This is a genomic window from Actinoallomurus bryophytorum (assembly GCF_006716425.1).
Taxonomy (GTDB): domain Bacteria; phylum Actinomycetota; class Actinomycetes; order Streptosporangiales; family Streptosporangiaceae; genus Actinoallomurus; species Actinoallomurus bryophytorum.
The window spans coordinates 1,877,546-1,899,777 of record NZ_VFOZ01000001.1; the positions used below are offsets into that span (position 1 = coordinate 1,877,546).

A 22,232-nucleotide genomic window follows, 5' to 3' on the forward strand; every position below is an offset into this window, starting at 1 on the left:
GATGATGACCCACGTGCGTAAGACAGCAGTGGTGACCGGAGCAAGCAGTGGCATCGGCGCGGCGACCGCACGCAGACTCGCCGCCGAGGGGTTCGACGTCGTGCTGGCCGCGCGGCGGCGGGACCGCCTCGACGAGCTGGCCGCCGAGATCGAGGCCGCCGACCCGTCCGGCCGGCGAGGCGGCGTGGCGGTCGTCACCCTCGACGTGACCTCAGCGGAGTCGGTGGCGGCTCTCGCGGCGGCGGTGCGGCAGTGCCACGTCCTCGTCAACAACGCGGGCGGCGCGTTCGGCCTCGACCCCGTGTCGAGCGCCGATCCCGACGACTGGCAGCGCATGTACGACACCAACGTGCTCGGCCTGATGCGGACCACCAAGGCCCTGCTGCCGATGCTGGTCGAGAGCGGCGCGGGGCACATCGTCAACATCACCTCGCTGGCCGCCCACGCCGTCTACGAGGGCGGTGCCGGCTACACGGCCGCCAAGCACGCCGCCGCAGCGGTCAACGGCACACTCCGACTCGAGCTGTACGACCAGCCGGTACGCGTGACCGAGGTGGCCCCCGGCATGGTGGCGACCGCGGAGTTCTCGCTCGTACGGTTCAAGGGCGACGCGGAGAAGGCGGCCAAGACGTACGAGGGTGTGGCCGAACCCCTGAGCGCCGAGGACATCGCGGACTGCGTCGCGTGGGCGGTCACCCGGCCCGCGCACGTCAACATCGACCGCATCGACGTCCAGCCACGCGCCCAGGCCGCGGCGCACAAGGTCCATCGGGTCTGACCTCCGGCCGGCACGTCCCCGGCCGGGGGCGTACGGCGGAGGCCACACTTGGCGCCATGTCTCAGGGACGGCGGCCCGAGGGGACCAGCACGCGCGGGACGACGGCACCCAACCGGCTGCGCCGCGTCGACCGCTGGATCGCCCATGTCCACGGCCCGCTGCTCCGCCGCCACGACCGGCCGCTGGTCGTCGACCTGGGGTACGGAGCCTCGCCGGTCACGACCGCCGAGCTGTTCGCGCGGCTGCGCGCGGTGCATCCGCGGGTGGAGGTCGTCGGGATCGAGATCGACCCGGCCCGGGTCGCCGCGGCCCGGCCCTGCCTGCGGGAGGGGCTGTCGTTCCGGTTGGGCGGCTTCGAGCTGCCGGTCGAACGCCCGCCGGCGCTGATCCGCGCGTTCAACGTGCTACGCCAGTACGAGGAGGCCGACGCGTGGGCGGCCTGGGACCGGCTGTGCGCCGGCCTGGCACCGGACGGCGTGCTCGTGGAGGGCACCTGCGACGAGATCGGCCGCCGCGCCGTCTGGGCGTCCCTGCACCGTGGGCGCCCGGGCGGTGCGGCGGTCCCCCACGGCGGATCCGCGCCGGGTCCGCGTGGACGGCCGCCGGTGGCCGTTCCGGCCACGATCACCTTCGCGGCGCATCTCGCGTCGCTGCCGCGCCCGTCCGAGCTGGCCGAGCGGCTGCCGAAGACGCTGATCCACCGCAACGTACCCGGCGAACAGGTGCACGAGCTGCTGGCCGCGTTCGACCGCGCCTGGGCGGCCGCGGCGCCGCAGTCGGTGTTCGGTCCCCGCCAGCGCTGGATCGCCGCGGTCGGGCTCCTCGCCCGCGACCACCCCGTCCACACCCGTGCGCCGCTAGGCGGCCGGGCACGCTGGCGGCTCGGCGAGGTCACCCTTCCTTGGTCGGCCGCCGGGCCGGCGGTCCCGCACCCGCGCGCACCGCGTTCCTGACCATCGGTCAGGGCGGGCCCCTCGCAATTTGCCCATGAGTCCCGTCCGGCACTCGCCTGCCCGATCGCTGACCGAAGTCAGAATCGCTGTTCGGATGCCTTGACCTCATCGGCCGTGCCGCCATTCGGATGCCCGAAGTCAGGACTTTCGCCCATGGAAGTCGGTCTCCGCGCGCTGAACGGTGGAGATACGACTCGGCTCACCTGAGGAGATGGTTCTTATGCGTGAAGGCCACGAGATGCGGTGGGGTGGCCTAGCCGGTATCGGCGCGGTGATCCTCGCGATCGTCGCCCGGATAGTGATGGGTGGGGCACCCCGGAGCACGGACACGATGGGCGTGATCGCCTCGTACCTGAACGACAACCGGGGCCGGATCCTGCTGGCGGCCATTCTCTACTCCATCGCGATCGCGCTGTTCCTGTGGTTCGGCGCGACGCTGGCCGCCGCCTTCCGGCGCGCGGATGACCGGAGTGACCTGCCCGCGATCGTGCTGGCCGGCTTCATCTTCGTCTCCGCGATCGCCTTCGTCGCCATTTCCCTGTTCGGCGCCACGGTGTACGCCCTGACGGTGCACGCGGGCCTGCTGATCCTCGCCGCCGTGCCGTACAGCGCCACGGCCGTCATGGCGACGATCGCCGGGATCGCGATGGCGCTGCCACTCGCCGCCGTCGCCATGGCCATCGCCCGGACGCACGTCTTCCCGATGTGGATGGCCATCTTCGCCGGCATCGTCGCGCTGATCTCACTGGTGGCGGCCTTCACCGTGTGGGCGACCAAGGGGGCGTGGGCACCCGGTGGCTGGGTGCCGACCTACATTCCGATGGTGCTGCTGGGGCTGTGGATCCTGGCGGCGAGCGGACTTCTTGTACGTGAGCATCTTCCGATGATGCGCACGCGGGCCTCGCACATCATGGGGGCCTGAGCCGAGGGCGGACGCGGGACGCCGTCGCCATGGGGCGTCCCGTAGGGCCCGGCGCGGACCCGCGCCGGGCCGTCCGTCGCCTGTTATGCGTTCAGTGCCCGCTCGAAGGCCTGGTGGACGTCGGCGGTGAAGAGGACGAACCGTACCTCCTCCACCGGCCCTGACGCCTCGCGCACGGTGCCGACCGCGATGCGCGCGGCGTCGTCGAGCGGCCAGCCGTAGATCCCCGCGGAGACGGCGGGGAACGCGACGGTCGCGGCACCCAGCTCGGCGGCGACCCGGAGCGACTCGCGGTAGCAGGACGCGACCAGCTCGGACCGGTCCTCGGACTTGGCGTACACCGGCCCGACCGTGTGGATCACCCACCGTGCGGGCAGCCGGCCGGCCGTGGTCGCCACCGCCTGCCCGGTCGCCAGGCCCTTGCCGTAGTGCGAGGCCCGCAGCCGGCGGCACTCCGCCAGGATCTCCGGCCCGCCCCGGCGGTGGATCGCGCCGTCCACACCACCTCCGCCGAGAAGCGAGGAGTTCGCCGCGTTGACGATCGCGTCGGCCTCCTCCTTCGTGATGTCCCCCTGAACCAGCCTGATGCGCATGCCTGCGACCTTCCGCGATACTCGGAGCCTTCTCCCGCAGGATGACATCTCGTCCCGCCCGATCCGACCAGGCGCGGTGGGCGGATATCGTCTCTGCCGATGACCGCCTTCGACTCCCTCACCGGTCTGTCCGTCGGCGACGCGTTCGGCGCTCAGTTCTTCGCCATGGAGAACCGGCATCTGCTGCTCGATGAGGCGGCAGTGCCATCCGCTCCTTGGCCGTGGACCGATGACACAGAGATGGCCTGCAACCTCCTCGACGTCCTCCAGCGTCACGGACAGGTCGAACGCGATGCCCTCGCCACCGCCTTCGCCGATCGTTACGACCCTTACCGTGGGTACGGGCCGGGCACGGTCGTCCTGCTGCGCGGCCTGCGTAACGGCGAGGCCTGGCGTACCGCCGCCACGGCGCAGTTCGGCGGTCAGGGCTCGATGGGCAACGGTGCTGCCATGCGTGTCGCGCCGCTCGGCGCGTACTACCCCGGTGACCTCGAACGCGTCGCTCTGGAAGCCGCTGCCTCCGCCGTTGTCACCCACGCCCACCCCGAGGGCATCGCCGGCGCGATCGCGGTCGCTGTCGCGGCCTCCTACGCCGCGCGGGGTGACGCGTCCGGACTGATCGAAGCGGTCCTGTCACACACCCCGCCGGGCAAGGTTCACGACGGCATACGCCGGGCGGCGGACCTGTTCGGCCGCACCCGTGAAGAGGTCGCGTACGAGCTCGGCAACGGCTCCCGCGTCCTGGCTCACGACACCGTCCCCTTCTGTATCTGGGCCGCCGCTCGTCACCTCACCGATTACGAGCAGGCCGTACGCGGTTGCGTCGCCGTGGGAGGAGACATCGACACCACCGCCGCGATCACCGGCGGGATCGTCGCCGCCCACACCGGTGTCGACGGCATTCCACGCGCCTGGCGCGAGGCCCGCGAGCCGTTGCCCGACTGGCTCACCCCCTAACCCTCACACGGACGGGGTTCGTGAAGAATCCTCGTTCTCTCGTGTAATCCGCTGACGCGTTCTCCGACTTCTTGGCGTATCGCCCTCCAGAAGAGAAGAGAGGAGGTGGCGTGGACGAGCGAGAGGCCCGATTCACCCGCCTCTACGAGACGTACTACCGCAACGTCTTCGGCTACGTGGTGCTGAAAGTCGCGCCCCAGGCCGCCGAGGACGTGACCGGCGAGGTGTTCACGGTCGCGTGGCGGAAGGTCGACGAGATCCCCGAGCGCGCGCTGCCGTGGCTGCTGGGCGTGGCCAGGAACCTCGCCCGTCAGTCGCACGGAGCGGCCGGTCATGCGCGTGGCCTGGTCGACCGGCTGGCCGGTCTGACCACCGACGCCGACCTGCACGCCTGGGATGCCGCCGACCATGTCATAGCCCGCGACCAGGCGCTGGCCGCGCTGCGTGCCCTGCCGCCCAAGGAGGCGGAGGCGGTCACCCTGACCGCCTGGCACGGGCTCGAGCCCGCCGACGCGGCCCGCGTCGCCGGCTGCTCCCGTGCCGCCTTCGTCGTCCGGCTGCACCGGGGGCGCCGCCGGCTGGCCAGGGCACTCGACGCGTCCCACGAATCCGCGGAGGCGCCGTCACGCGCCCCACGCCCGCGAGTCATCCAGGAGAAGCCGTGAAGCACGACGAACTCGACAGCGTGATCAACGCCCTGAAGCCCGCGATGGTCGACCGGCTCGCCGACGCGGCCTACGAACGGCACTCCGACGCCGCACTGATCCGAGCCGGTGCGTCCACGGTGAGTCCGCACCTGCTGCGGAAGCGGCGGCCGGTCCGGCGGCTGGCCTTCGCCACCGGTGCGACCGCGGTGGTGGCCGCCACGGCGGTACTGGCCGCGGGAACGCTGTCCGGAGGCCGTCAGGGAACCCACGACGGCGGAGTCACCGGACGGAACGGGGCGATCGACACCCGGGCGTTCCTGCTCGCCAGCGCGGATACGGCCGCCAGGCAGCCCGCCACCCACGGAACCTGCTGGTACAACCGGACCCGCATGTGGGAGAACGTGCCGATCCCGATGGGGAAGGACGTGAGCAAGGCCCGCGCCCGGGTGAACGCGGGCAAGTCCAGCGCTCAGATGCTCGAAGCTCTGACCGCGAGCAGTGCCGAGCAGTGGGCGTGCACCCTGCCGGGCGGGACCGGCATGCGGTTCCGTGGGCACTCGCCACTGGACATCCAGGTCAGGTTCCCCGCCAAGAAGAACGAGGCGGCCTGGCGGGCGGCGGGCTCCCCGCCGCTCATGGTCAACGGCGGCACCACGGCGTCCAAGCCGTCCACGGTCACCTATGACAAGGGCTCGCATCTGGTGAACCCCGACATCGGTTCCCATGAGATCGAGTGGAGGAGCGTACCGAAGCTGCCCGCGACCAGGAGCGGCCTGGAAAGCCTCCTGCGGAGGCTGTGGCAGGAGGACCGCAAGGGCGGCGCGAACGGCTACCGCGCCCCCGCCGATTTCGGCGAGTACGTCTTCGTCAGCGCCTGGGACCTGTTCATGGCCCCGACCACTCCCGGCACACGCGCGGCCCTCTATCGGATCCTCGCGGACTCTCCGTCCGTCCACGTCACCGGGCAGATCAAAGACCGCGAGGGCAGGTCCGGCGCGGCCATCACCGCCCAGGGCGTACGGCTGGTGGTGGACCCGGCGACCGCCCAGCTCCTCGACTTCGAGCAACTACCCAGCGGCGCCGGCGGCGCCAAGGGCTCCGCCAACGGGTACTTCGCCTTCGAACGCCAGGGTTGGGTGAAGAGGATCGGCGCCCTGCCCGCCTCCTGACCGCCATCGCGGCCGGGCACCGTGTGTCCGGCCGCGAGGCTCCAGCGGTGGACGGACGCGGGGCCGGCATGGCCGGTCCGGACGCGGGGTCAGAGCGCGCGGTCGGTCCAGTCGGAGGCCTCGGCGCGGAGGATGGCGGACGAGCGGCGGTTCAGCGCCGCGAGGTCGTTGTGGCCGTCGTCGAGGGCCTGGGAGTCCAGGTCCGCCATGCGGCTCGCCTCGGCCGCGTCCGCTGTGATCAGGACCTGGTCGCCGTCCGGGACCGCGTGGTGGTGCGTCCCGACATGGCTCCCCGGCGGCAGCAGGGTACTCACGTGGACGATGCTCCCCGCGCCGAGCCTGCTGCCCTCGCCCACCACCGCGCCCTGGAAGACCATCGCGCCGGTGGCCGCGTAGCAGGCGGCCTCGATCACGCAGCCGGTGAGTGACACCAGCGGGCCGATGAGGGACTCGGCTCCGATGCGCATCGGGAAGGCGGGGCGGTGGGCTCCGCCGACCGAGCGGACGACGGCGCCCGGCAGGACGACCACGCCGGCGTCGAGCCGCACCTCGGGCCCGGAGCTCTCGATCACCGCTCCGTGGCCGACGACGCATCCCTCGCCGATCAGCACGTTGCCGACGATCCGGGCCGACTCGGCGATCCGTGCGTCGCGGGCCACGATGGGGCCGACGTCGTTGCGTTGAACGAGCACGTCCCGCACCCTATCCGCCGGGGTGGGAGACCTGCCGCGCCCGAGGGGACGCGACGCCGGGTCACGCCGGTGGGATGTTGGGGTTGAGGCGGAACAGGTTCGCCGGGTCGTGGACGGCCTTGAGCTCGGTCAGCCGCCGGTGGTCGCCGGGTTCGTAGGCGGCACGCACCTCGTCGGCGGTGGCGTGGTCGCCGTAGATGAAGTTCAGCACACGGCCGCCCGTCGTCCACGGTTCCATCGCCTCGTACACGTGCCGGTGCGCGGCGCGTACGGTGTCCCGGTCGAGGCCGTCGAGCGGGGACAGAAGACGCAGCAGGTACGGCGCGTCCCAGTGGGCGACCGCGCTCGGCACCGCGGGCGTACGTGCGAGCGCACCGCCGAGATGACGCAGGTCGACCACGCACGGGACGGGCGCGTCCGGCCCGGCCAGGGCGGCGACCGTCTTCACCGCCGCCTCGTCGAGCCCGGACAGCAGGACGTTGGTCCCGGAGTACGCGTGCGGTCCGGGCGGATCGTTGTAGATCGAGTCGCTCTTCGCGTACGGCATCTCGGCGAGCGTGTCGAGCAGGCACGGACCCGCCGCCCGCAGCGGTGCCACCAGCCGCTCCCCCGCGACGGCATCGCCGAGATGGGCGACACGGACATGGACGACATGGCGGCCGCGGATCGGCTCGGGGATCACGGGCAGGTCCGGGAGCGGGACCATCCCCACCGAGGCGGTCAGTTCCTCGGGCAGCGTACGAGTCCACCCGGCGAAGGCCCCCAGGACCTCGGCGGCCGACTCGGCGGGAAAGAACAGTCCTCCGCCGTAGATCCGGGTGACCGGCACGAGGCCGATTCGCATGCCGGTCACCACGCCGAAGTTGTCCCGGCCCCCGCGCAGCGCCCAGAACAGGTCGGGATCGGTCTCCGCGGTGACGTGCCGCTGCCGTGCGCCGGCGGTGACGACGTCGATCTCGGTGACGTGATCCGCCGCGTAGCCGTGGCGGCGGGCCAGCAGTCCCAGTCCGCCGCCGAGGGTGTAGGAGACCGCGCCGGTGTCCGGGGCGCTGCCGTTCAGCGGCGCCAGCCCGTACGGCGTGACCTCGTCGATCACCTGGCGCCAGCGCACTCCCGCCTCGATCCAGGCGGTACGCCCGGCGGCGTCGACCCGCACCCCGGTCATCCGGCGCGTGCTGATCAGCACGCCGCCGTCCGCGGCGACCGACAGTCCGTGCCCGGTCGCCTGTACGGCCACCGGAAGGTCACGGGCGGCGGCGAACGCCACCGCCGCGCGTACGTCGTCCGCTCCGGTGGCACCGACGATCACGGTGGGCTCGTGGCACCAGCCGGTCTGGAACCCCCGCCGCTCCCCGTCGTAGTCGTCATCGCCGGGTCGCAGCACCGGTCCTCGTACGCGGGCGGCAAGAGTCTCAAGGTCGGAATCACTCATGGAGGAGTCCCTTTCGTGAACGCGGGAGCAGTACGGCGGCGAGTGCCGCCGCGGCGAGAAGTGCCAGCCCGGACGCCCAGAGAGCGTGGTGCAGGCCGGCGACGAACAGCGGTCTGCCACGCGGGTCGAGCCGGCGGCCGGCGTCGTCGCGGATGGCCGGGTCCCCGTACACGAGCGCGCCGAGCACCGCCACGCCCAGGACCTGGCCGAGCTGGCGCAGCGCGTTGTGCACGGCCGAGGCCATGCCGGCGCGGGTGGCATCGACCGCCGACACCGCGATCGCGGTCATCGGCGTCAGGCACATGCCGACGCCGCCGCCGGCGAGCGCGAGGTTCCACCAGATCGCGCCCATACCCGTGCCGACGCCGAGCCGCAGCAGGCCGAGCATGGCCAGCCCGCTGACGATCAGACCGGCGAGCATCGGCGGGCGGGGCCCGATCCGGCCGACCAGGCGGCCCGACAGCGGCGCCGCGACCGCGAACGCGACACCGATCGCGGAGACGCCCACCCCCGCCGCGAGCGGTGAGCGCCCCAGCACCTGCTGGAAGTAGGCGCTGAAGTAGACGATCGCCCCGACGAACGAGAAGAAGACCACCAGCGCGGCGACGTTGGCCGCCGCGAACGCCGGGCTGCGGAACAGCGCGACGTCCACGAGCGGGTCGGTCATGCGGCGTTCCCAGGCGACGAACCCGGCGAGCGCGGCGGCGCCCACGGCGAACGCCGCCAGGATCGGAGCGGACGACCAGCCCCGGTCCTGTCCGTCGATGAGCGCGAACGCGATCGCGGCCACCGCGACCGTCGTCAGGGCCGCGCCGAACCGGTCGAAGGGACCGCGCGCCGGTGTCAGCGGGATGCGCGGCACGTAACGCGCGGCCAGGAGGATCAGCACGGCGCTGAGGGGGACGTTGAGCAGGAACACCCAGCGCCAGCCGGCGCCGTCCACGATGAGGCCGCCGAGTACCGGTCCCACGGCCAGTGCCAGGCCCGAGCTCATCGACCACAGCCCGATCGCGGCGGCCCGCCGGCGCTCGTCCTCGAAGACCGTCCTGATGATCGTCAGGCTGCCCGGGACGAGCAGCGCGGGGCCAAGGCCCTGCAGCACGCGACCGGCCAGCAGCAGCCCGATCGACGGCGCCAGGCCGGTGACCAGCGACCCGAGCCCGAAGGCCGCGACGCCGAGCAGGAACAGGCCCTTGCGTCCCCGCCGGTCACCGATGACTCCGCCCGCGACCAGCAGGCTCGCGTACACCAGCACGTAGGCGTCGACGATCCACTCCAGGGCCGTCGCGCCGGCCGACAGGTCATCGCCGATCATCGGCAGCGCCACGCTGACGACGGTGGTGGACAGCACGGCCAGGAACAGGCCGCCGGCCAGCACCCCGACCGCCGTCCACGATCCACGTACGCGGGCCGGTGCACGTCCTTCTTCGATCACCCATCCACCGTGACCGGCGAAGAACCATAAGTCCAAGAGCGGGTTCGTCTGGTCGCTAGCATGATTCGTTATGGAGCTTCGGCAGCTGGAGTACTTCGTGACCGTGGCGGAAGAGGCGAACTTCACGCGGGCGGCCGCGCGCCTGCACGTCGCCCAGCCCGGGGTGAGCGCCCAGGTCCGGCGGCTCGAACGCGAACTCGGCGAGGAACTGCTCGACCGCTCGGGGCGTACCGTACGCCTCACCGAGGTGGGTGCCGCCGTGCTCCCGTACGCGCGGGCGGCGCTGGACGCGGTGTCCGGCGCGCGCGACGCGGTGGCGGAGTTCACCGGGCTCGTACGCGGGCACGTCACCGCCGGGATGGTGGCCTCGATGTCCACCCACGCCGTCGACCTTCCCGGCCTGCTGGCCGGCTTTCACCGCCTTCATCCGGCGGTGGAGATCACGCTGTCCGAGGCGGGCTCCGGCCTGCTCCTCGAGGGACTCCTGGCCGGAAGACTCGACGTGGCGTTCGTCGGCCTGGCGGGCGACCCGCCGCCGGAGATCGACATCCAGGTGATCACCGACGAGCCGCTCGTCGCGATCGTCGGGCCGACCGACCCGCTGGCCACGAGGAAAGTGATCACGCTGAAGGAGCTGGCCGGACGCGCCCTCATCGGCCTCCCCCGCGGCACCGGTCTCCGCGCCTGCGTGGACGACGCCTTCACCGCGGCGGATCTGCGGCCGCACTTCGCGTTCGAGGCCGGCGACCCGCGCCTGCTCGCGCGGCTCGCCGGACGCGGCCTCGGGGTCGCCGTACTCCCGGAGTCGGTGATGCAGGGCCGGACGGCGGAGCTGCACGCGATCGCGCTGCGACCCGGCATTCGAGGACGGCTCGCCTTCGCGTGGCGGGCCGAGGGGCCGGTCGGCCCGGCGGCACGGACGTTCGTCGGCCACGTACGCGCGGCGCTCACGGCGGGACTCACCGGCGAGGAATGAGATCAGGGCCCGCCGGAGCGCGGTCGCATCCGGCGGGCCCTGAGAGTGCACTGCCCGCCTCCCCCGTGCGGGACATCGTCTCGGGGGACGAACTGCATTCAACAGGTACGGAGAAGGCGGGCAGTGGTCCTGGGGACTAGTTGTCGCGGTGGCCGATGGCCAGGCCGCTCGTGGGGTCGAAGAAGTGCAGGCTCCGGTTGTCGACGGCCAGCTCGATGTTCTGGCCGGGCTGGATGCGGGACCGCGCGTTGACCCGTGCGGTCCACATCGCCTTGTCGTCGCCCAGCGGCAGCGTCGCGGCGTCGTCGCCGTCCGTGGCGTCCTGGGCCAGGTCGGTGGCGTCCTTGTGCCGCACCGGCGGTGCGTCGATCGAGAAGATGGCGTTGATCTCGCTGCCGAGCTCCTCGGTGAGCTCCGCCTTGGCGTGGATCCGCGCCCAGTCGGCGTTGGCCTGGGAGGCGTCCTCGAAGTCGGAGGGCCGTACGCCGAGGATCACGTCGCCGCCGAAGTAGTCGTCCAGTCCCGGCTTGGCGGCAAGGGTCTCGGCGGGGATCGGCAGCTTGAAGTCCGCGAAGGCCGCGTGCGGGCCGTCGTCGCGTACCAGTTTGGCGGTGACGAAGTTCATCGCGGGCGAACCGATGAAGCCGGCGACGAACAGGTTCACCGGGTTGTCGAACAGGCTCTGCGGGGTGTCGACCTGCTGAAGCTTGCCCTCGCGCAGCACACAGACCCGGTCGCCGAGCGTCATGGCCTCGACCTGGTCGTGCGTGACGTACACGGTCGTGACGCCCAGGCGCTCGTGCAGTTGGCTCAGCGAGGCGCGCATCGAGACGCGCAGCTTGGCGTCCAGGTTCGACAAGGGCTCATCCATCAGGAACGCCTGCGGCTCACGGACGATCGCGCGCCCCATGGCCACACGCTGCCGCTGACCGCCGGAGAGGTTACGCGGCTTGCGCTCCAGGTAATCCTGGAGGCCGAGGATCTCGGCCACCTCGTCCACCCGCTTGCGGATCTCCGACTTGGCAACCTTGCGCAACGTCAGCCCGAAGCCGATGTTCTGGCGTACGGACAGGTGCGGGTACAGCGCGTAGCTCTGGAACACCATCGCCACGTCACGGTCACGCGCCGGGGTCCGGTTCATCAGCCGGTCACCGATCCGCAGCTCGCCGCCGGTGATCTCCTCAAGGCCGGCCACCATGCGCAACGCGGTCGACTTGCCACACCCGGACGGCCCGACGAGCACCATGAACTCACCGTCCTCGATGTCCAGGCTCAGGGAGTCGACGGCCTTGTTCCCGGCCGGGTAGGTCTTGTCGAGGCGGTTCAACGTGATCGCGGTCATTCCGCGGTCTCCTTTCGAACGGGTCGTCACTCAGCTGGGTGCACGACCCTGGACAATGGCGTAACAAGAGGACTGTCGGCTTTGGCACGCGCCGACTACGTGTGTCTGATGGCGCCGGCACGTGTGCGTGCGGCGTCGGGGGAAACGTCCCAGTGGATCTCGGCCCAGGAGACCTGGCCATCGGCTGCCGGTCCGTGGCCGGCCAGGTCCGCGAGTGCGTTGACGATGACCAGTCCGCGACCGCACTCGTCGCCCTCGGCCGCCGACGAGGGCTCGGCCCAGGACCCGCTCCCGAGATCACTGACATCGATCCGGGCCCAGCCGGCCGTGCCGCGGATGCGGAGCGTCAGCAGGGAGCCCGTACGGCCGCTCGGCGTGTGGCGGATGGCGTTGGTCACCAGCTCGCTGGCGACGAGCTCGATGTCGTCCAGTCGCCGGGAGTCCCAGAGGGCGGCGCGTACGAGCTTGCGGGCGATCGCCACGATGGCCGGTACGCCGGGAACCGAGATGCGCCAGTCGAGCGTGCCCCGGTCGTGAGCCTCGCCTTCGGACGGGCGTGCCACGCTCACCGCGGAGGGTGTGCCGGCCGCCGCATGGCTTCCGGCCCGCACCCGGTGGTTCGCTCTCATCTCGCCACCTCCGTGGCTCGGTCGAATTCGCCGGAGGGCCCCGGACCCGTCCTCCCCTGCCGGCCGGACCGTCGTCACAGGGTTCTCGATCATGGATCGCATCTCGACTCCTCCCGTGAGGGCCGCCTATACTGGATACATGCTTGTTATATATTGACGTTATCTACGAGTCAATAGAAGATGCCGAGATTGTGGGCCTTGGTGTTGCTTGACAGTGCGTCCTAACATGGCTGACATGTAGGTAGGAGAAAGGGGGTGGGCTTAGGTGCGACCGATATTGCTGGCACTGCTGGCCAAGGAGCCGGCTCATGGATATGAGCTGAAGCAGGCGCTCGAACAGACCTTCGGAGGCGCTTACCCCTCTCCGAACATCGGCCAGATCTATGTGACGCTCGGGCGACTGGAGAAGGACGGGCTCGTCCGCAGCCAGGACGTCGCACAGGCCAGCCGGCCGAACAAGAAGGTCTACGAGCTGACCCCCGCCGGCCGCGATGCCCTGACCTCCTGGGTCGATGAGCAGAGCGACGGCCCGCGGCTGCGCGACGACTTCTTCGTGAAGCTCGCGCTCGCCCCGATGACGGGCGCGGCCGACCGGATGACCCTGATCAACAGGCAACGACGTCATCTGCTGAACCTCATGCGCGGCCTGTCGGACCTGGCCGCCGCGACCGACCGTGGCAACACGGTTGCCCTCCTGCTCATCGAAGGTGCTCGCCTGCACCTTCAGGCCGACCTCGACTGGCTCGAGCACTGCCAGGAAGAGCTCACCTGAGGCGAGGCGTCGCCGACCGCGCAGGCGGTCCTTTCGACTGAATGTCGCGCGAACCGGAATTCCGGATCGCGCGACATTCAGCTTTTCCGACCCTTTATTTGACGGAGCCGGCGAGCACGCCCTGGACGAAGTAGCGCTGGAAGGCGAAGAAGACGACCAGCGGGACGATCAGGGACAGGAAGGCTCCTGGGGCCAGGATGTCGATGTTGCCGGTGAACTGCCGCATCTGGGACTGCAGGAACTTGGTCATCGGCTGGGAGCCGGTGTTGGCGAAGACCAGTGAGACGAGCATGTCGTTCCAGACCCACAGGAACTGGAAGATCGCGAGTGAGGCGATCGCGGGTTTGCCGAGTGGGAAGATCACCTTGACGAAGATCGTCCACTCCTTCCCGCCGTCCATTCGCGCCGCCTCCAGCAGGTCCCGTGGGATGCCGGCGAAGAAGTTGCGCAGCAAGAAGATCGCGAATGGCAGCCCGAACGCCACGTGGAAGGCCACCACGCTCGGGATCGACCCGAAGACCCCCAGCGCCCCGTACAGCTTCGAGACCGGGATCAGCCCGACCTGCACGGGGACGACCAGCAGGGCCACGACGATCAGGAACAGCCAGTCCCGGCCGGGGAACTCCATCCACGCGAACGCGTACCCCGCCAGCGACGCGATCGCGACGACCAGCAGCGTGGTCGGCACCGCGATCAGGACGGTGTTCCAGAACGAGTCCACGAAGTCGGGCTTGCCCAGCAGGTCCGAGTAGGCCTTGAACGTCAGCTGGGAGGGGGCACTGAAGATGTGCCACCAGCCGGTGGAGTTGTCATCCTGCTGGGACCGCAGCGAGGCCACGAACAGCCCCAGCGTGGGCACCAGCCAGACCACGGCCAGCACCAGCAGCACGACCTGAATCGCCCCACCGCCGACCCGGGAGACGATGCGGGAGGCGATACTTCTACGCGGCGCGCCGCTGTAGTCGCCGCGGTCGGTCTCGACGGCCGCGGGTTTCACGGTCGCGGTGTCGGTACTCATCGGCTCTCCTGTCGAAAACGCCGCAGGTTGAACAACATCGCGGGCACGACCAGCAAGAACAACAAGATCGCGACCGCGGACCCGGCCCCCTGGTCGTTACCGCCACCAAAGGAGTCGGTCCACATCCGCACCGCAAGCACCGACGCGTTCGGATCACCGCCACCGATGATGAACACCAGGTCGAAGACCTTCAGCGCGTAGATCAGTAGCGTCACGAACACCACCGTGAGGACCGGTGCCAGCAACGGGATCGTGACCCGCCGGAACACCTGCCACTCGGTCGCGCCGTCCACCCGCGCCGCCTCGAGCGCGTCGCGCGGAATCGCCGCCAGCCCCGCCGCGATCAACACCATCGCGAACCCGGCCCACACCCACATGTACGACGCGATGATCGCCGGAGTGATCAACGCCGACCCCAGCCAGTTCACGCCCCCGTAGGAAGCCGCGAAATTGTCCTTCGGCAACTTCAGGGTGTAGGAACCGGCCGGGACCTTCTTGATGACGAACGAGCCGTCCTTTTCGGTGGTGGCCGAACCCACGACCTTCCCGCCGGCCCCGACGGCCTGGACCTTCATTCCGCTCAGGCCCGCCTCGGAGGCGTCGGGCGAGTTCAGCGTGCCGCCGCCGCCCTTGGTGAAGTCGAACCACACCAGACCCGAGATCCCACCCGGCGCGGCCGAGGGCGCCTTGGCCGGAGTCGGGGACTTCGGCAGGTTCTCCGGTTTCACCCCGACCAGTGGGATCAACGTGGTGGCGCCGGGCTGGACCTGCGCCCGGGTGACGACCGCGCCCGCCTGAGCCACGTCGGGACTCTTGTCGCCCTCCCTGGCCGAAGCACCCGGATAACGCGAGCCGCCCGCGAAGGTGTCGTGCACCGAGGTGACGACCGCGTTGGCCACACCCATCGAGGGGTCCTGCTCATAGACCAGCCGGAAGATCACACCCGAGGCCAGGAACGAGACCGCCATCGGCATGAACACGACCATCTTGAACGCGGTCGACCAGCGAATACGCTCGGTCAACACCGCGAACAACAACCCAAGGATCGTCACGACCGTCGGGGCGACGACCACCCAGATGGCGGTGTTACGTACTGCGGTCAAACTGTCATGGTCGGTGAAGATGGCGGTGTAGTTGTCCAGCCCCACCATCTTCTTGCCCGAAGCATCGAAGAAGCTGCGGATCGCGGTGTAGACGATCGGATAGACCACCAGCGCACCCAGCAGCAACAACGCCGGCAACAAGAATCCCAGCGCAAGCCACGAAGGTGGGCCGAGCCGGCCCGAACCGCCATCAGGGGACGCGTCGTCCCCGGCCTCGCCGCCGTCTTGCGGCGAGGCCATCTCTTCAGTAATCGCTGTCATGACTCATCGCCTACTTGTAGGCCTTGGCCGCGTCGGACTCCAGCTTCGCCTGAGCACCCTTGATGTCACCCGGGTTCTTCACCAGGCCCCGCAGGTCCTCCCACTCACCCTGACCCGGCGTACCACCGAACGCCGCCGGCGCCTGGTCGGACATGTCATACCGAGCCGAATCCCCAGCCGCCTGCATCTGCGCCACCAACTGCTTGGTCAGCGCATCCGGATACGCATCCGGCTTGACGTTCTTGTCCGGAGAGATGTAACCGCCGCCCTTGGCCCACACCGTGCCCGCCTCCGGCGAAGCCAGATACTTCATCAGCGCCATCGCGCCCTTGCTGTCCTTCAGCGCGACCGCCGTGTCACCACCCAGCACCGCAGGAGTCGTCGACCCCGCCTTGGGGAACGCGAACACCTTCGCGTCCGTACCGACCTTCGCCGACGTCGTCCCGATGTTCGCCGCCGCGAAGTCACCCCCATAGACCATCGCGGCCTTGTTCTTACCGAACGTGTCCGTCACCGAACCATCGAACTTCTGCTGCAGCGCCCCCGAAGAACCGCCCGCGATCATGTTCGACTTACCCCAGACCTGCACCAGCGTCTGCAGCGCCTTGGTCACCGACGCGTCGGTCCACTTGATCTCGTGCTTGGTCAACTTGTCGTACATGTCCGGACCCGCCTGAGACAGGTACACATTCTCGAACCAGTCCGTCAGGGTCCACGCATCCCCCGACCCCGCCGCCAGCTCGAACGGCGTCGAACCCGCATCCGACAGCGTCTGCGCGGCCTTCGTGAACGAAGCCCAATCCGCCGGCGGCTGCACACCCGCGTCATCAAAGGCCTTCGACCGGTACCAGATGATCGACTTGTAAGCCGCCTTCACCAGCACCCCGTAGGTCTTCCCATCGACCGACCCCAGCTCTTTCCAGTACGGGGTGTAATTCGCATCGATCGTCGACGCCACATCCGCCGACAACGGCTTCAGATCACCCTTCTTCGCGTACTGCGCCACCAGACCCGGCTGCGGCAGAATCGCGATGTCCGGCGGCTGCTTCGCCTGAATACGCGGCCCCAGATACGCATCGGTGTTCTCACCCGTCGACGCGTAATTCACCTTCGCACCCGTCTGCTTCTCAAAAGCAGACAACACCTTCTCGAAACTCGCCTGCTCAGGACCCGTCCACTTCGCCGCGACCTCGATCGTCACCCCCTTCAACTCCTGCGTACCGGCGCTGCCGGAGGAGCCGGAGGCGGGCTTGGGGTCGCTGCCGCCACAGGCGGAGACGGTGACGAGCAGACCCGCGGTGAGCGCGGTCGCCCAGAAACTTCTTGTTTGCATCTGCGTACCTTTCTGCACTTGAACTGGCCCCCGAATTTTGGCCATTTCCGGCATCGAGAGGCGATGGAAGGCACGCGAAGGAGAACTCCTCGCGTTTCTTACCGAACCCGCCGTCCATGTGGGCGGGGTTACCTGGGTCGATGCCGCTGATCAACGGTTGGTGATGACGCTCCCGAGATCTCCGGCCATCTGGGAGATGGCCGCGTCGGGAGTTTGACGGAAGGACAGAGCCCCGCTCACGGCATTGGAGATCGCGAGGCTCACCTGGTTGTAATTAGGACTCACCGGTCGCGGCTTGGCCGCGAGAATGCTGTTCTTCAGGACCGGTAGATAGGGGAAGTGTTTGATCAGCGTGGGGTCGTCATAGAGACGCGCCCACACGGGTGGGAAGGATCCCTGGGTGAGGGCCACCCGCTCGTTCTCGAGGCTGGTCAGATACTTGATGAACGCGATGGCCGTCCTCTGGTGCTTCGAGTAGGCGCTGACGGCGAGGTTGGCGCCGCCGAGCGAACTCGAACCGGGCCCGTCCTCACCGGGAAGCAGGGTGACACCGAAGTCGTTCTTGACCTTGCTGCCCGGACGGGACACGAGCCCGTAGACGTAGGGCCAGTTGCGCAGGAACAGCAGCTTCTTGTCCTGGAACTCCGCGCGGGACTCCTCCTCCTTGAAGGTGAGGGCCCGCTTGGGGATCCAGCCTTCGCGAAAGCCTTGGACCAGGAAGTCCAGACCCTGTCTGGCCTGCGGCGAGTTGACGGCGACCTTCGTGCCGTCATCGGTGAGGATCGTCCCGCCGGCCGACTGCACGGCCTCGGCGAAGTTGACGGTCAGCCCCTCGTAGGGAAGGAACTGCCCGGCGTAGCCCTCAAGGCCGTATTTCGGTGCGACGGTCTTGGCCAGCTGACGCAGCTCGGCCCAGGTCTTGGGCGGTCGCTTGCCGGCCTTGTCCAAAATGTCTTTTCGGTAGTACAGCAGTCCGGCGTTGCTGGTGTAGGGGACGCCGTACAGTTTTCCGCCGAACTCCCCGGTGTCCACGACCGGCTTGAGGAACTGGTCGAGTGGAAACTGCCGACGATCGAGCGGGATGACCCATCCCGAGTCGGCGAACTCCGCCGTCCATATGATGTCGATGTTGAGCACGTCGTAGCGGTCGCTCTTCGCCTGAAGGTTTGTGACCATTTGGGCGTGTTGGTCGTCCGCGGCCGCGGGGAGTTCAAGCAGGGTCACTTTCTCCGCAGGGTGCAGCGCATTCCATTTGTCAACCAATGGGTGCACGTAACCCGTAAGATCCGGCCCAGCGGCGTACGTGATGGGGCCACTGGTGTCCATCGTGGGGCCATCGCTCGTCGCGTGGGACGGGCCCGATACACCACAGCCCGCCGCCAGCACGACCACAAGGAGTCTGCTTGCCAGCGACCGCACCATCGTTGAGCCTCTCTGTGACCCCTCATTGGGATACATACATGTTATGCACACCCGTAATCCACGTGTCAACGGGAAGTTTCGGCTTCGTTACCTATGTCCTGCCACCAGCATCCCGCCTAACATGCCTGACATGCAGGAATCCTGAGGAGGTGCCCGCAGGTGCGATCGGTGTTGCTGGCCCTGCTGGCCAAGGAGTCCGCACATGGATACGAGCTCAAACAGGCTCTGGAGCACACATTCGGCAGCGCCTACCCTTCCCCTAACATCGGGCAGATCTATGTCACGCTCGGGCGGCTGGAGAAAGACGGCCTGGTCCGCAGCCAAGATGTGACGCAGAGCGACCGCCCGAACAAACGCGTCTACGAGCTCACCCCGGCCGGCCGTGAGGCCGTCGCGGAATGGCTCGACACCTCCGGCGACGGTCCGCGTCCGCGCACCGACTTCTTCGTGAAGCTCGCGCTCGTCCCGCTGACCGGCACCGCCGACCGCATGACGCTCATCAACCGACAGCGCCGCCACTGCCTCAACCTCATGCGCGGCCTGTCCGAACCCGGCCATCCCGAGGAAAGCGACAATCCCATCGCATCCCTACTCATCGAGGGCGCCCAACTGCATCTGCAGGCCGACCTCGAATGGCTCGAACGCTGCCAGGAGGCGCTCACGTGAGCCGTACGCAGACGTCAGACCCGGCAACCGCCGAGGCGTCTGGGGCGATGATCCGCACCAAGGACCTGGTCAAGGTCCACCACGCGGACGGCCTCGACGTCCGTGCCATCCGTGGCATCGACCTGGTCGTACAGCCCGGGGAGTTCGTCGCGGTGATGGGCCCGTCCGGGTCCGGCAAGTCGACCGTGCTGCACCTGCTCGCCGGGCTGGTCCCCGCGACCAGCGGAGAGATCTGGGTGCGCGGCAACCGTCTCAGCGAGATGAGCGAGGCCGAGCGCGCCGTGCTGCGCCGCCGTCACATCGGCGTCGTCTTCCAGTTCTTCAACCTCATCTCGAACATGACGGTCGCCGACAACGTCGAGCTGCCCTCCCTGCTCGCCGGCACCAACCCGAAACAGGCACGCGAGCGCCGTAAGTACCTGCTGGACGAGCTCGGCCTGAGCGATCGGGCCGACATGTCGCCGGCACGGCTGTCCGGCGGCCAGCAGCAGCGGGTCGCGCTGGCGCGGGCGCTCGCCAACGAGCCCAGCCTTCTGCTCGCCGACGAGCCCACCGGCAACCTCGACAGCACCAACACGCGCGGCGTCGTACGCCTGCTCGAGCAGGTCCACGACCAGGGTCAGACGATCCTTCTCGTGACACACGACGCACGGGTCGCCAGTGCCGCCGACCGGGTGATCTCTCTGTTCGACGGCATGATCATCGACGATGCCGACGTCAGGCCGGCGTACGACAGCAAGAACACCATCGGCTCGATCTTGGATCTGTGAAACCCGTGCACGCCACCATCCGCTGGATACGCGCGGACCTTCGTACCCGCCCCGGCCAGGCGCTCCTTTCGGTGAGCGTCGTGGCCGGCGTCGTCACGGCGCTGATCTTGGCGATCACCATGCTCGCGGGCGCGATGGACCCGTGGAAAGGGGTGTTCGCCCGCTCCCATGGCGCACACGTCTGGATCCATGCCCGTCCCGGCACCGACCTCAGCCCGCTGTCGCACATGGACGGCGTCACCGGTGTCTCGGGCCCCTACCAGACCGCGAGCGCGACGGCGGTACAGCAGGGACAGCGAGCGCCGCTCGAGCTCCGGGCGATGGGCACCGAGATGCCCGAGGTCGGCCGGCCGGTTCTCGCCAAGGGCCGGTGGCTCGACCCGTCCAGGCCCGACGGCGTGGTCCTCGAACGCACGCTGGCCCGTGTGCTGCGCGTCGGCGTGGGCGACACCCTCAACGTCCGCGGCCTGGACGCGATAGCCCACCGACTCCCGGTGATCGGTGTCGCCGACGACTCCAGCCAGGGCCCCTATCCGGCGGTGACGCCGGGGCTCGTCTGGGCGCTCCCGGGGACCGTGAGCGCGGTCGAACCGGGGGCGGGCTCCACCCAACTGCTGATCGGCCTGCGGCTCGCCGACCCGAGCGCCAGCGACTTCTTCGTCCAGCACGTGGTGACCGTTCTCGGCGGCGACCACGTGGACCGCGCGTCGACCTGGCAGCAGGTGCGCGCCTCGATGGAGGTGGACAGCCGCCTGCTGGGCCTGTTGCTGGGCATGTTCGGCGTGGTCGCGCTGATCGCCGGCGCGCTGGCCATCGGCAACGCGACCGGAGGGCGCATCCTGTCCCTGCTCCAGGACATCGCGCTGCTGAAGGCGCTCGGTTTCACGCCGGCCCAGATCAGGCGGATGCTCATTCTCGAGCAGACCTGTCTCGGCGTCGCCGGGGTGGTGCTGGGCATCCTCGCCGGGTCGGTGCTCACGGGATCCTCGCTCTCCCAGCGGCTCTTCGGCTCCGTCACCGGTACCGCGTCGGCACCGCTCTCGCTGAGCCGGCTGGCGCTGATCGCGGCCGCCACCGTGCTGAGCGTGACGGTGGCGACGCTGCTTCCCGCCTGGCGGGGTAGCCGCGTGTCGCCGACCAGCACGGTCACCGCGGTGCCGCCGAGCGGCCGGTTGTCGCGCTTCGCCCGCGTGGCACTGCTCGTACGGCTGCCGCCGGCGCTCGTCCTCGGCGCCCGCGACGCCTTCACCCGCCGGATGCGCGCCGTCATGACGATCGGTGGCCTGGCCATCCCGATGGTGATGGTCACGATCGCCCTCGGCTGCTGGTCGACCCTCGACAACTTCGAGGACCACCCCGAGCAGATCGGCCTGGCCGGCGCGCTGGTCGCCCGGCCGGTCGGGGTGTCCCCCTATGCGGCCGCCGCCATCATCGCCGCCGACCGCGACGTGGCCACGGTGTACCCGGAGGTTCAGACGAATGCGCTGCTTCCCGGGCAGACCCGGACCATTCAGGCGCGAGCCCTCGGCACGTCCGATCAGCCGTATCCCTTCCCGGTCCACGACGGGCGGATGTACGCACGTCCCGGCGAGGCGGTCGCCGGTCAGGGACTGCTCGACCTCCTCCAGGTTCACGTGGGCGACCGCGTGCGGCTCACGCTCAGCGGCGTCCCGGTGATCATTCACATCGTCGGGCGCACGATCGAGCCGTCCCTGAGCGGGCAGGTTCTGTCGTTCGGCCTGGACACGCTTCAGCAGTCCGGGATCGACACGTCCACGCTGTCCTACCGGATCGTCCTGCGGCACGGCGCGCCGGTCGACACCGTACGGACGCGGTTGTTGCGGGAGTCGGAGAACCGGCTGGACCTCCAGGCCGCGCAGAACCCGGCGAAGCGGCTGGTCATCGTCCGCGTGGTGATCTTCGGGCTGCTCATCGTGCTCGCGCTGATCGGGGCGGCGAACCTCCTGACCGCGGCGTCGGTCGGGCTCCGCGACCACCTGCGCGACATCGTCGTGCTGCGCGCCATGGGTCTGACACCCCGGCAGGTGACCACCACCCTGGTCGCCGGCACGAGCGTGCTCGCGCTGATCGCGGTGATCGCCGGGATCGGCGGCGGCCTGGCCCTGTCCACCCGGCTGATCGACCTGCAAGGTCGTACCAGTGGTGTCGGCGCCGGAATCGGCCGATCGCCGACCATATTCGAGCTGGCCGTGGCGGCGATCGGCGCGATGGCTCTCGCCGCGCTCACCGCGTTCGCGATGGCACGCAAGTCCTCGCGCATCGATGTGAGAGAGGTATCTCGCGTATAGCCTCGTGTCCGTCGCCGACACCGACCCTCGGGGGTTTGTCGGATGGACCCGAC

General features: G+C 69.5%; 21 protein-coding genes. 11 read left to right on the plus strand and 10 right to left on the minus strand.

Features of this window, described 5'->3' with window-relative positions; translation table 11 throughout:
- Positions 1 to 13: 13 nt before the first annotated feature.
- From FB559_RS08855 to FB559_RS08865, 3 genes are all read left to right on the plus strand, one after another.
- Entirely contained in the window at positions 14 to 778 is a 765-nt protein-coding gene (locus FB559_RS08855) for an SDR family NAD(P)-dependent oxidoreductase (protein WP_141955149.1), read from the plus strand.
- A 56-nt stretch (positions 779 to 834) separates the two neighbouring features.
- On the plus strand, positions 835 to 1,731 hold the full coding sequence (locus FB559_RS08860) for a class I SAM-dependent methyltransferase (RefSeq protein ID WP_141955150.1): 897 nt from the start codon (positions 835 to 837) through the stop codon (positions 1,729 to 1,731).
- Positions 1,732 to 1,951: 220 nt separating this feature from the next.
- Positions 1,952 to 2,653 (plus strand): hypothetical protein, encoded by a 702-nt coding sequence (locus FB559_RS08865; protein ID WP_141955151.1) that lies wholly within the window; start codon positions 1,952 to 1,954, stop codon positions 2,651 to 2,653.
- 83 nt (positions 2,654 to 2,736) lie between these two features.
- Here FB559_RS08865 and FB559_RS08870 read toward each other — a convergent pair whose 3' ends face one another.
- Complete coding sequence (locus FB559_RS08870; protein WP_141955152.1) at positions 2,737 to 3,246, minus strand: O-acetyl-ADP-ribose deacetylase; 510 nt, start codon at positions 3,244 to 3,246, stop codon at positions 2,737 to 2,739.
- 99 nt (positions 3,247 to 3,345) lie between these two features.
- On the opposite strand from FB559_RS08870, the gene FB559_RS08875 reads away from it, so the two are divergent.
- The 3 genes from FB559_RS08875 to FB559_RS08885 all read left to right on the plus strand — a co-directional run bounded on the left by FB559_RS08875 (position 3,346) and on the right by FB559_RS08885 (position 6,019).
- Positions 3,346 to 4,203, plus strand: a complete 858-nt coding sequence (locus FB559_RS08875; RefSeq protein ID WP_141955153.1) for an ADP-ribosylglycohydrolase family protein — start codon at positions 3,346 to 3,348, stop codon at positions 4,201 to 4,203.
- A gap of 110 nt (positions 4,204 to 4,313) precedes the next feature.
- Entirely contained in the window at positions 4,314 to 4,868 is a 555-nt protein-coding gene (locus FB559_RS08880; RefSeq protein WP_185792103.1) for an RNA polymerase sigma factor, read from the plus strand.
- Positions 4,865 to 6,019, plus strand: a complete 1,155-nt coding sequence (locus FB559_RS08885; RefSeq protein ID WP_141955155.1) for a hypothetical protein — start codon at positions 4,865 to 4,867, stop codon at positions 6,017 to 6,019. The genes FB559_RS08880 and FB559_RS08885 overlap by 4 nt, the downstream gene beginning before the upstream one ends.
- 89 nt (positions 6,020 to 6,108) lie before the next feature.
- On the opposite strand, the gene FB559_RS08890 is transcribed toward FB559_RS08885, so the two are convergent.
- The 3 genes from FB559_RS08890 to FB559_RS08900 form a co-directional block, all read right to left on the minus strand.
- The gene (locus FB559_RS08890) at positions 6,109 to 6,711 is read right to left on the minus strand and encodes a gamma carbonic anhydrase family protein (protein WP_185792104.1); all 603 of its coding nucleotides are present in this window, start codon (positions 6,709 to 6,711) and stop codon (positions 6,109 to 6,111) included.
- Between the two features lie 61 nt (positions 6,712 to 6,772).
- Entirely contained in the window at positions 6,773 to 8,143 is a 1,371-nt protein-coding gene (locus FB559_RS08895) for an FAD-binding oxidoreductase (protein ID WP_141955157.1), read from the minus strand.
- Positions 8,136 to 9,578 carry an MFS transporter gene (locus tag FB559_RS08900; protein ID WP_185792105.1) on the minus strand — a complete coding sequence of 481 codons (1,443 nt, stop codon included), beginning with the start codon at positions 9,576 to 9,578 and terminating at the stop codon, positions 8,136 to 8,138. The genes FB559_RS08895 and FB559_RS08900 overlap by 8 nt, the downstream gene beginning before the upstream one ends.
- A gap of 70 nt (positions 9,579 to 9,648) precedes the next feature.
- Here FB559_RS08900 and FB559_RS08905 point away from each other — a divergent pair, with 70 nt between their 5' ends.
- Positions 9,649 to 10,554, plus strand: a complete 906-nt coding sequence (locus FB559_RS08905; RefSeq protein ID WP_141955159.1) for a LysR family transcriptional regulator — start codon at positions 9,649 to 9,651, stop codon at positions 10,552 to 10,554.
- A 136-nt stretch (positions 10,555 to 10,690) separates the two neighbouring features.
- Here the strand turns inward: FB559_RS08905 and FB559_RS08910 are convergent, their stop codons facing one another.
- A complete protein-coding gene (locus tag FB559_RS08910; protein ID WP_141955160.1) occupies positions 10,691 to 11,896 on the minus strand; it encodes an ABC transporter ATP-binding protein in 1,206 nt (401 codons plus the stop codon).
- Positions 11,897 to 11,991: 95 nt separating this feature from the next.
- Entirely contained in the window at positions 11,992 to 12,525 is a 534-nt protein-coding gene (locus tag FB559_RS08915) for an ATP-binding protein (RefSeq protein ID WP_185792106.1), read from the minus strand.
- A gap of 265 nt (positions 12,526 to 12,790) precedes the next feature.
- On the opposite strand from FB559_RS08915, the gene FB559_RS08920 reads away from it, so the two are divergent.
- Positions 12,791 to 13,297, plus strand: coding sequence for a PadR family transcriptional regulator (locus FB559_RS08920; RefSeq protein WP_141955162.1), 507 nt, complete (start codon positions 12,791 to 12,793; stop codon positions 13,295 to 13,297).
- A 94-nt stretch (positions 13,298 to 13,391) separates the two neighbouring features.
- Here the strand turns inward: FB559_RS08920 and FB559_RS08925 are convergent, their stop codons facing one another.
- The 4 genes from FB559_RS08925 to FB559_RS08940 form a co-directional block, all read right to left on the minus strand.
- Positions 13,392 to 14,315 (minus strand): carbohydrate ABC transporter permease, encoded by a 924-nt coding sequence (locus tag FB559_RS08925; protein ID WP_141955163.1) that lies wholly within the window; start codon positions 14,313 to 14,315, stop codon positions 13,392 to 13,394.
- On the minus strand, positions 14,312 to 15,679 hold the full coding sequence (locus FB559_RS08930; RefSeq protein ID WP_141955164.1) for an ABC transporter permease subunit: 1,368 nt from the start codon (positions 15,677 to 15,679) through the stop codon (positions 14,312 to 14,314). Before FB559_RS08930 ends, FB559_RS08925 begins: the two co-directional genes overlap by 4 nt.
- A 10-nt stretch (positions 15,680 to 15,689) precedes the next feature.
- Positions 15,690 to 17,066: an ABC transporter substrate-binding protein gene (locus FB559_RS08935; protein WP_342780922.1), complete on the minus strand. Its 1,377-nt coding sequence runs from the start codon at positions 17,064 to 17,066 to the stop codon at positions 15,690 to 15,692.
- 96 nt (positions 17,067 to 17,162) lie between these two features.
- Positions 17,163 to 18,470 carry an ABC transporter substrate-binding protein gene (locus FB559_RS08940; protein ID WP_342780923.1) on the minus strand — a complete coding sequence of 436 codons (1,308 nt, stop codon included), beginning with the start codon at positions 18,468 to 18,470 and terminating at the stop codon, positions 17,163 to 17,165.
- A gap of 132 nt (positions 18,471 to 18,602) precedes the next feature.
- Here FB559_RS08940 and FB559_RS08945 point away from each other — a divergent pair, with 132 nt between their 5' ends.
- From FB559_RS08945 to FB559_RS08955, 3 genes are read left to right on the plus strand one after another with little or no spacing between them, the layout of a single operon-like run.
- Entirely contained in the window at positions 18,603 to 19,100 is a 498-nt protein-coding gene (locus FB559_RS08945; protein WP_246121455.1) for a PadR family transcriptional regulator, read from the plus strand.
- Positions 19,097 to 19,870 carry an ABC transporter ATP-binding protein gene (locus FB559_RS08950; protein WP_246121457.1) on the plus strand — a complete coding sequence of 258 codons (774 nt, stop codon included), beginning with the start codon at positions 19,097 to 19,099 and terminating at the stop codon, positions 19,868 to 19,870. Before FB559_RS08945 ends, FB559_RS08950 begins: the two co-directional genes overlap by 4 nt.
- The gene (locus tag FB559_RS08955) at positions 19,867 to 22,179 is read left to right on the plus strand and encodes an ABC transporter permease (protein ID WP_141955167.1); all 2,313 of its coding nucleotides are present in this window, start codon (positions 19,867 to 19,869) and stop codon (positions 22,177 to 22,179) included. The genes FB559_RS08950 and FB559_RS08955 overlap by 4 nt, the downstream gene beginning before the upstream one ends.
- Positions 22,180 to 22,232: the final 53 nt, after the last annotated feature.

Bases quoted from the DNA above. Each gene is read 5' to 3' on its own strand.
- FB559_RS08860 (WP_141955150.1), top strand. From the start codon at position 835: ATGTCTCAGGGACGGCGGCCCGAGGGGACCAGCACGCGCGGGACGACG.
- FB559_RS08865 (WP_141955151.1), top strand. From the start codon at position 1,952: ATGCGTGAAGGCCACGAGATGCGGTGGGGTGGCCTAGCCGGTATCGGC.
- FB559_RS08870 (WP_141955152.1), bottom strand. From the start codon at position 3,246: ATGCGCATCAGGCTGGTTCAGGGGGACATCACGAAGGAGGAGGCCGAC.
- FB559_RS08875 (WP_141955153.1), top strand. From the start codon at position 3,346: ATGACCGCCTTCGACTCCCTCACCGGTCTGTCCGTCGGCGACGCGTTC.
- FB559_RS08895 (WP_141955157.1), bottom strand. From the start codon at position 8,143: ATGAGTGATTCCGACCTTGAGACTCTTGCCGCCCGCGTACGAGGACCG.
- FB559_RS08905 (WP_141955159.1), top strand. From the start codon at position 9,649: ATGGAGCTTCGGCAGCTGGAGTACTTCGTGACCGTGGCGGAAGAGGCG.
- FB559_RS08910 (WP_141955160.1), bottom strand. From the start codon at position 11,896: ATGACCGCGATCACGTTGAACCGCCTCGACAAGACCTACCCGGCCGGG.
- FB559_RS08915 (WP_185792106.1), bottom strand. From the start codon at position 12,525: ATGAGAGCGAACCACCGGGTGCGGGCCGGAAGCCATGCGGCGGCCGGC.
- FB559_RS08925 (WP_141955163.1), bottom strand. From the start codon at position 14,315: ATGAGTACCGACACCGCGACCGTGAAACCCGCGGCCGTCGAGACCGAC.
- FB559_RS08930 (WP_141955164.1), bottom strand. From the start codon at position 15,679: ATGACAGCGATTACTGAAGAGATGGCCTCGCCGCAAGACGGCGGCGAG.
- FB559_RS08935 (WP_342780922.1), bottom strand. From the start codon at position 17,066: ATGCCGGAAATGGCCAAAATTCGGGGGCCAGTTCAAGTGCAGAAAGGT.
- FB559_RS08940 (WP_342780923.1), bottom strand. From the start codon at position 18,470: ATGTATCCCAATGAGGGGTCACAGAGAGGCTCAACGATGGTGCGGTCG.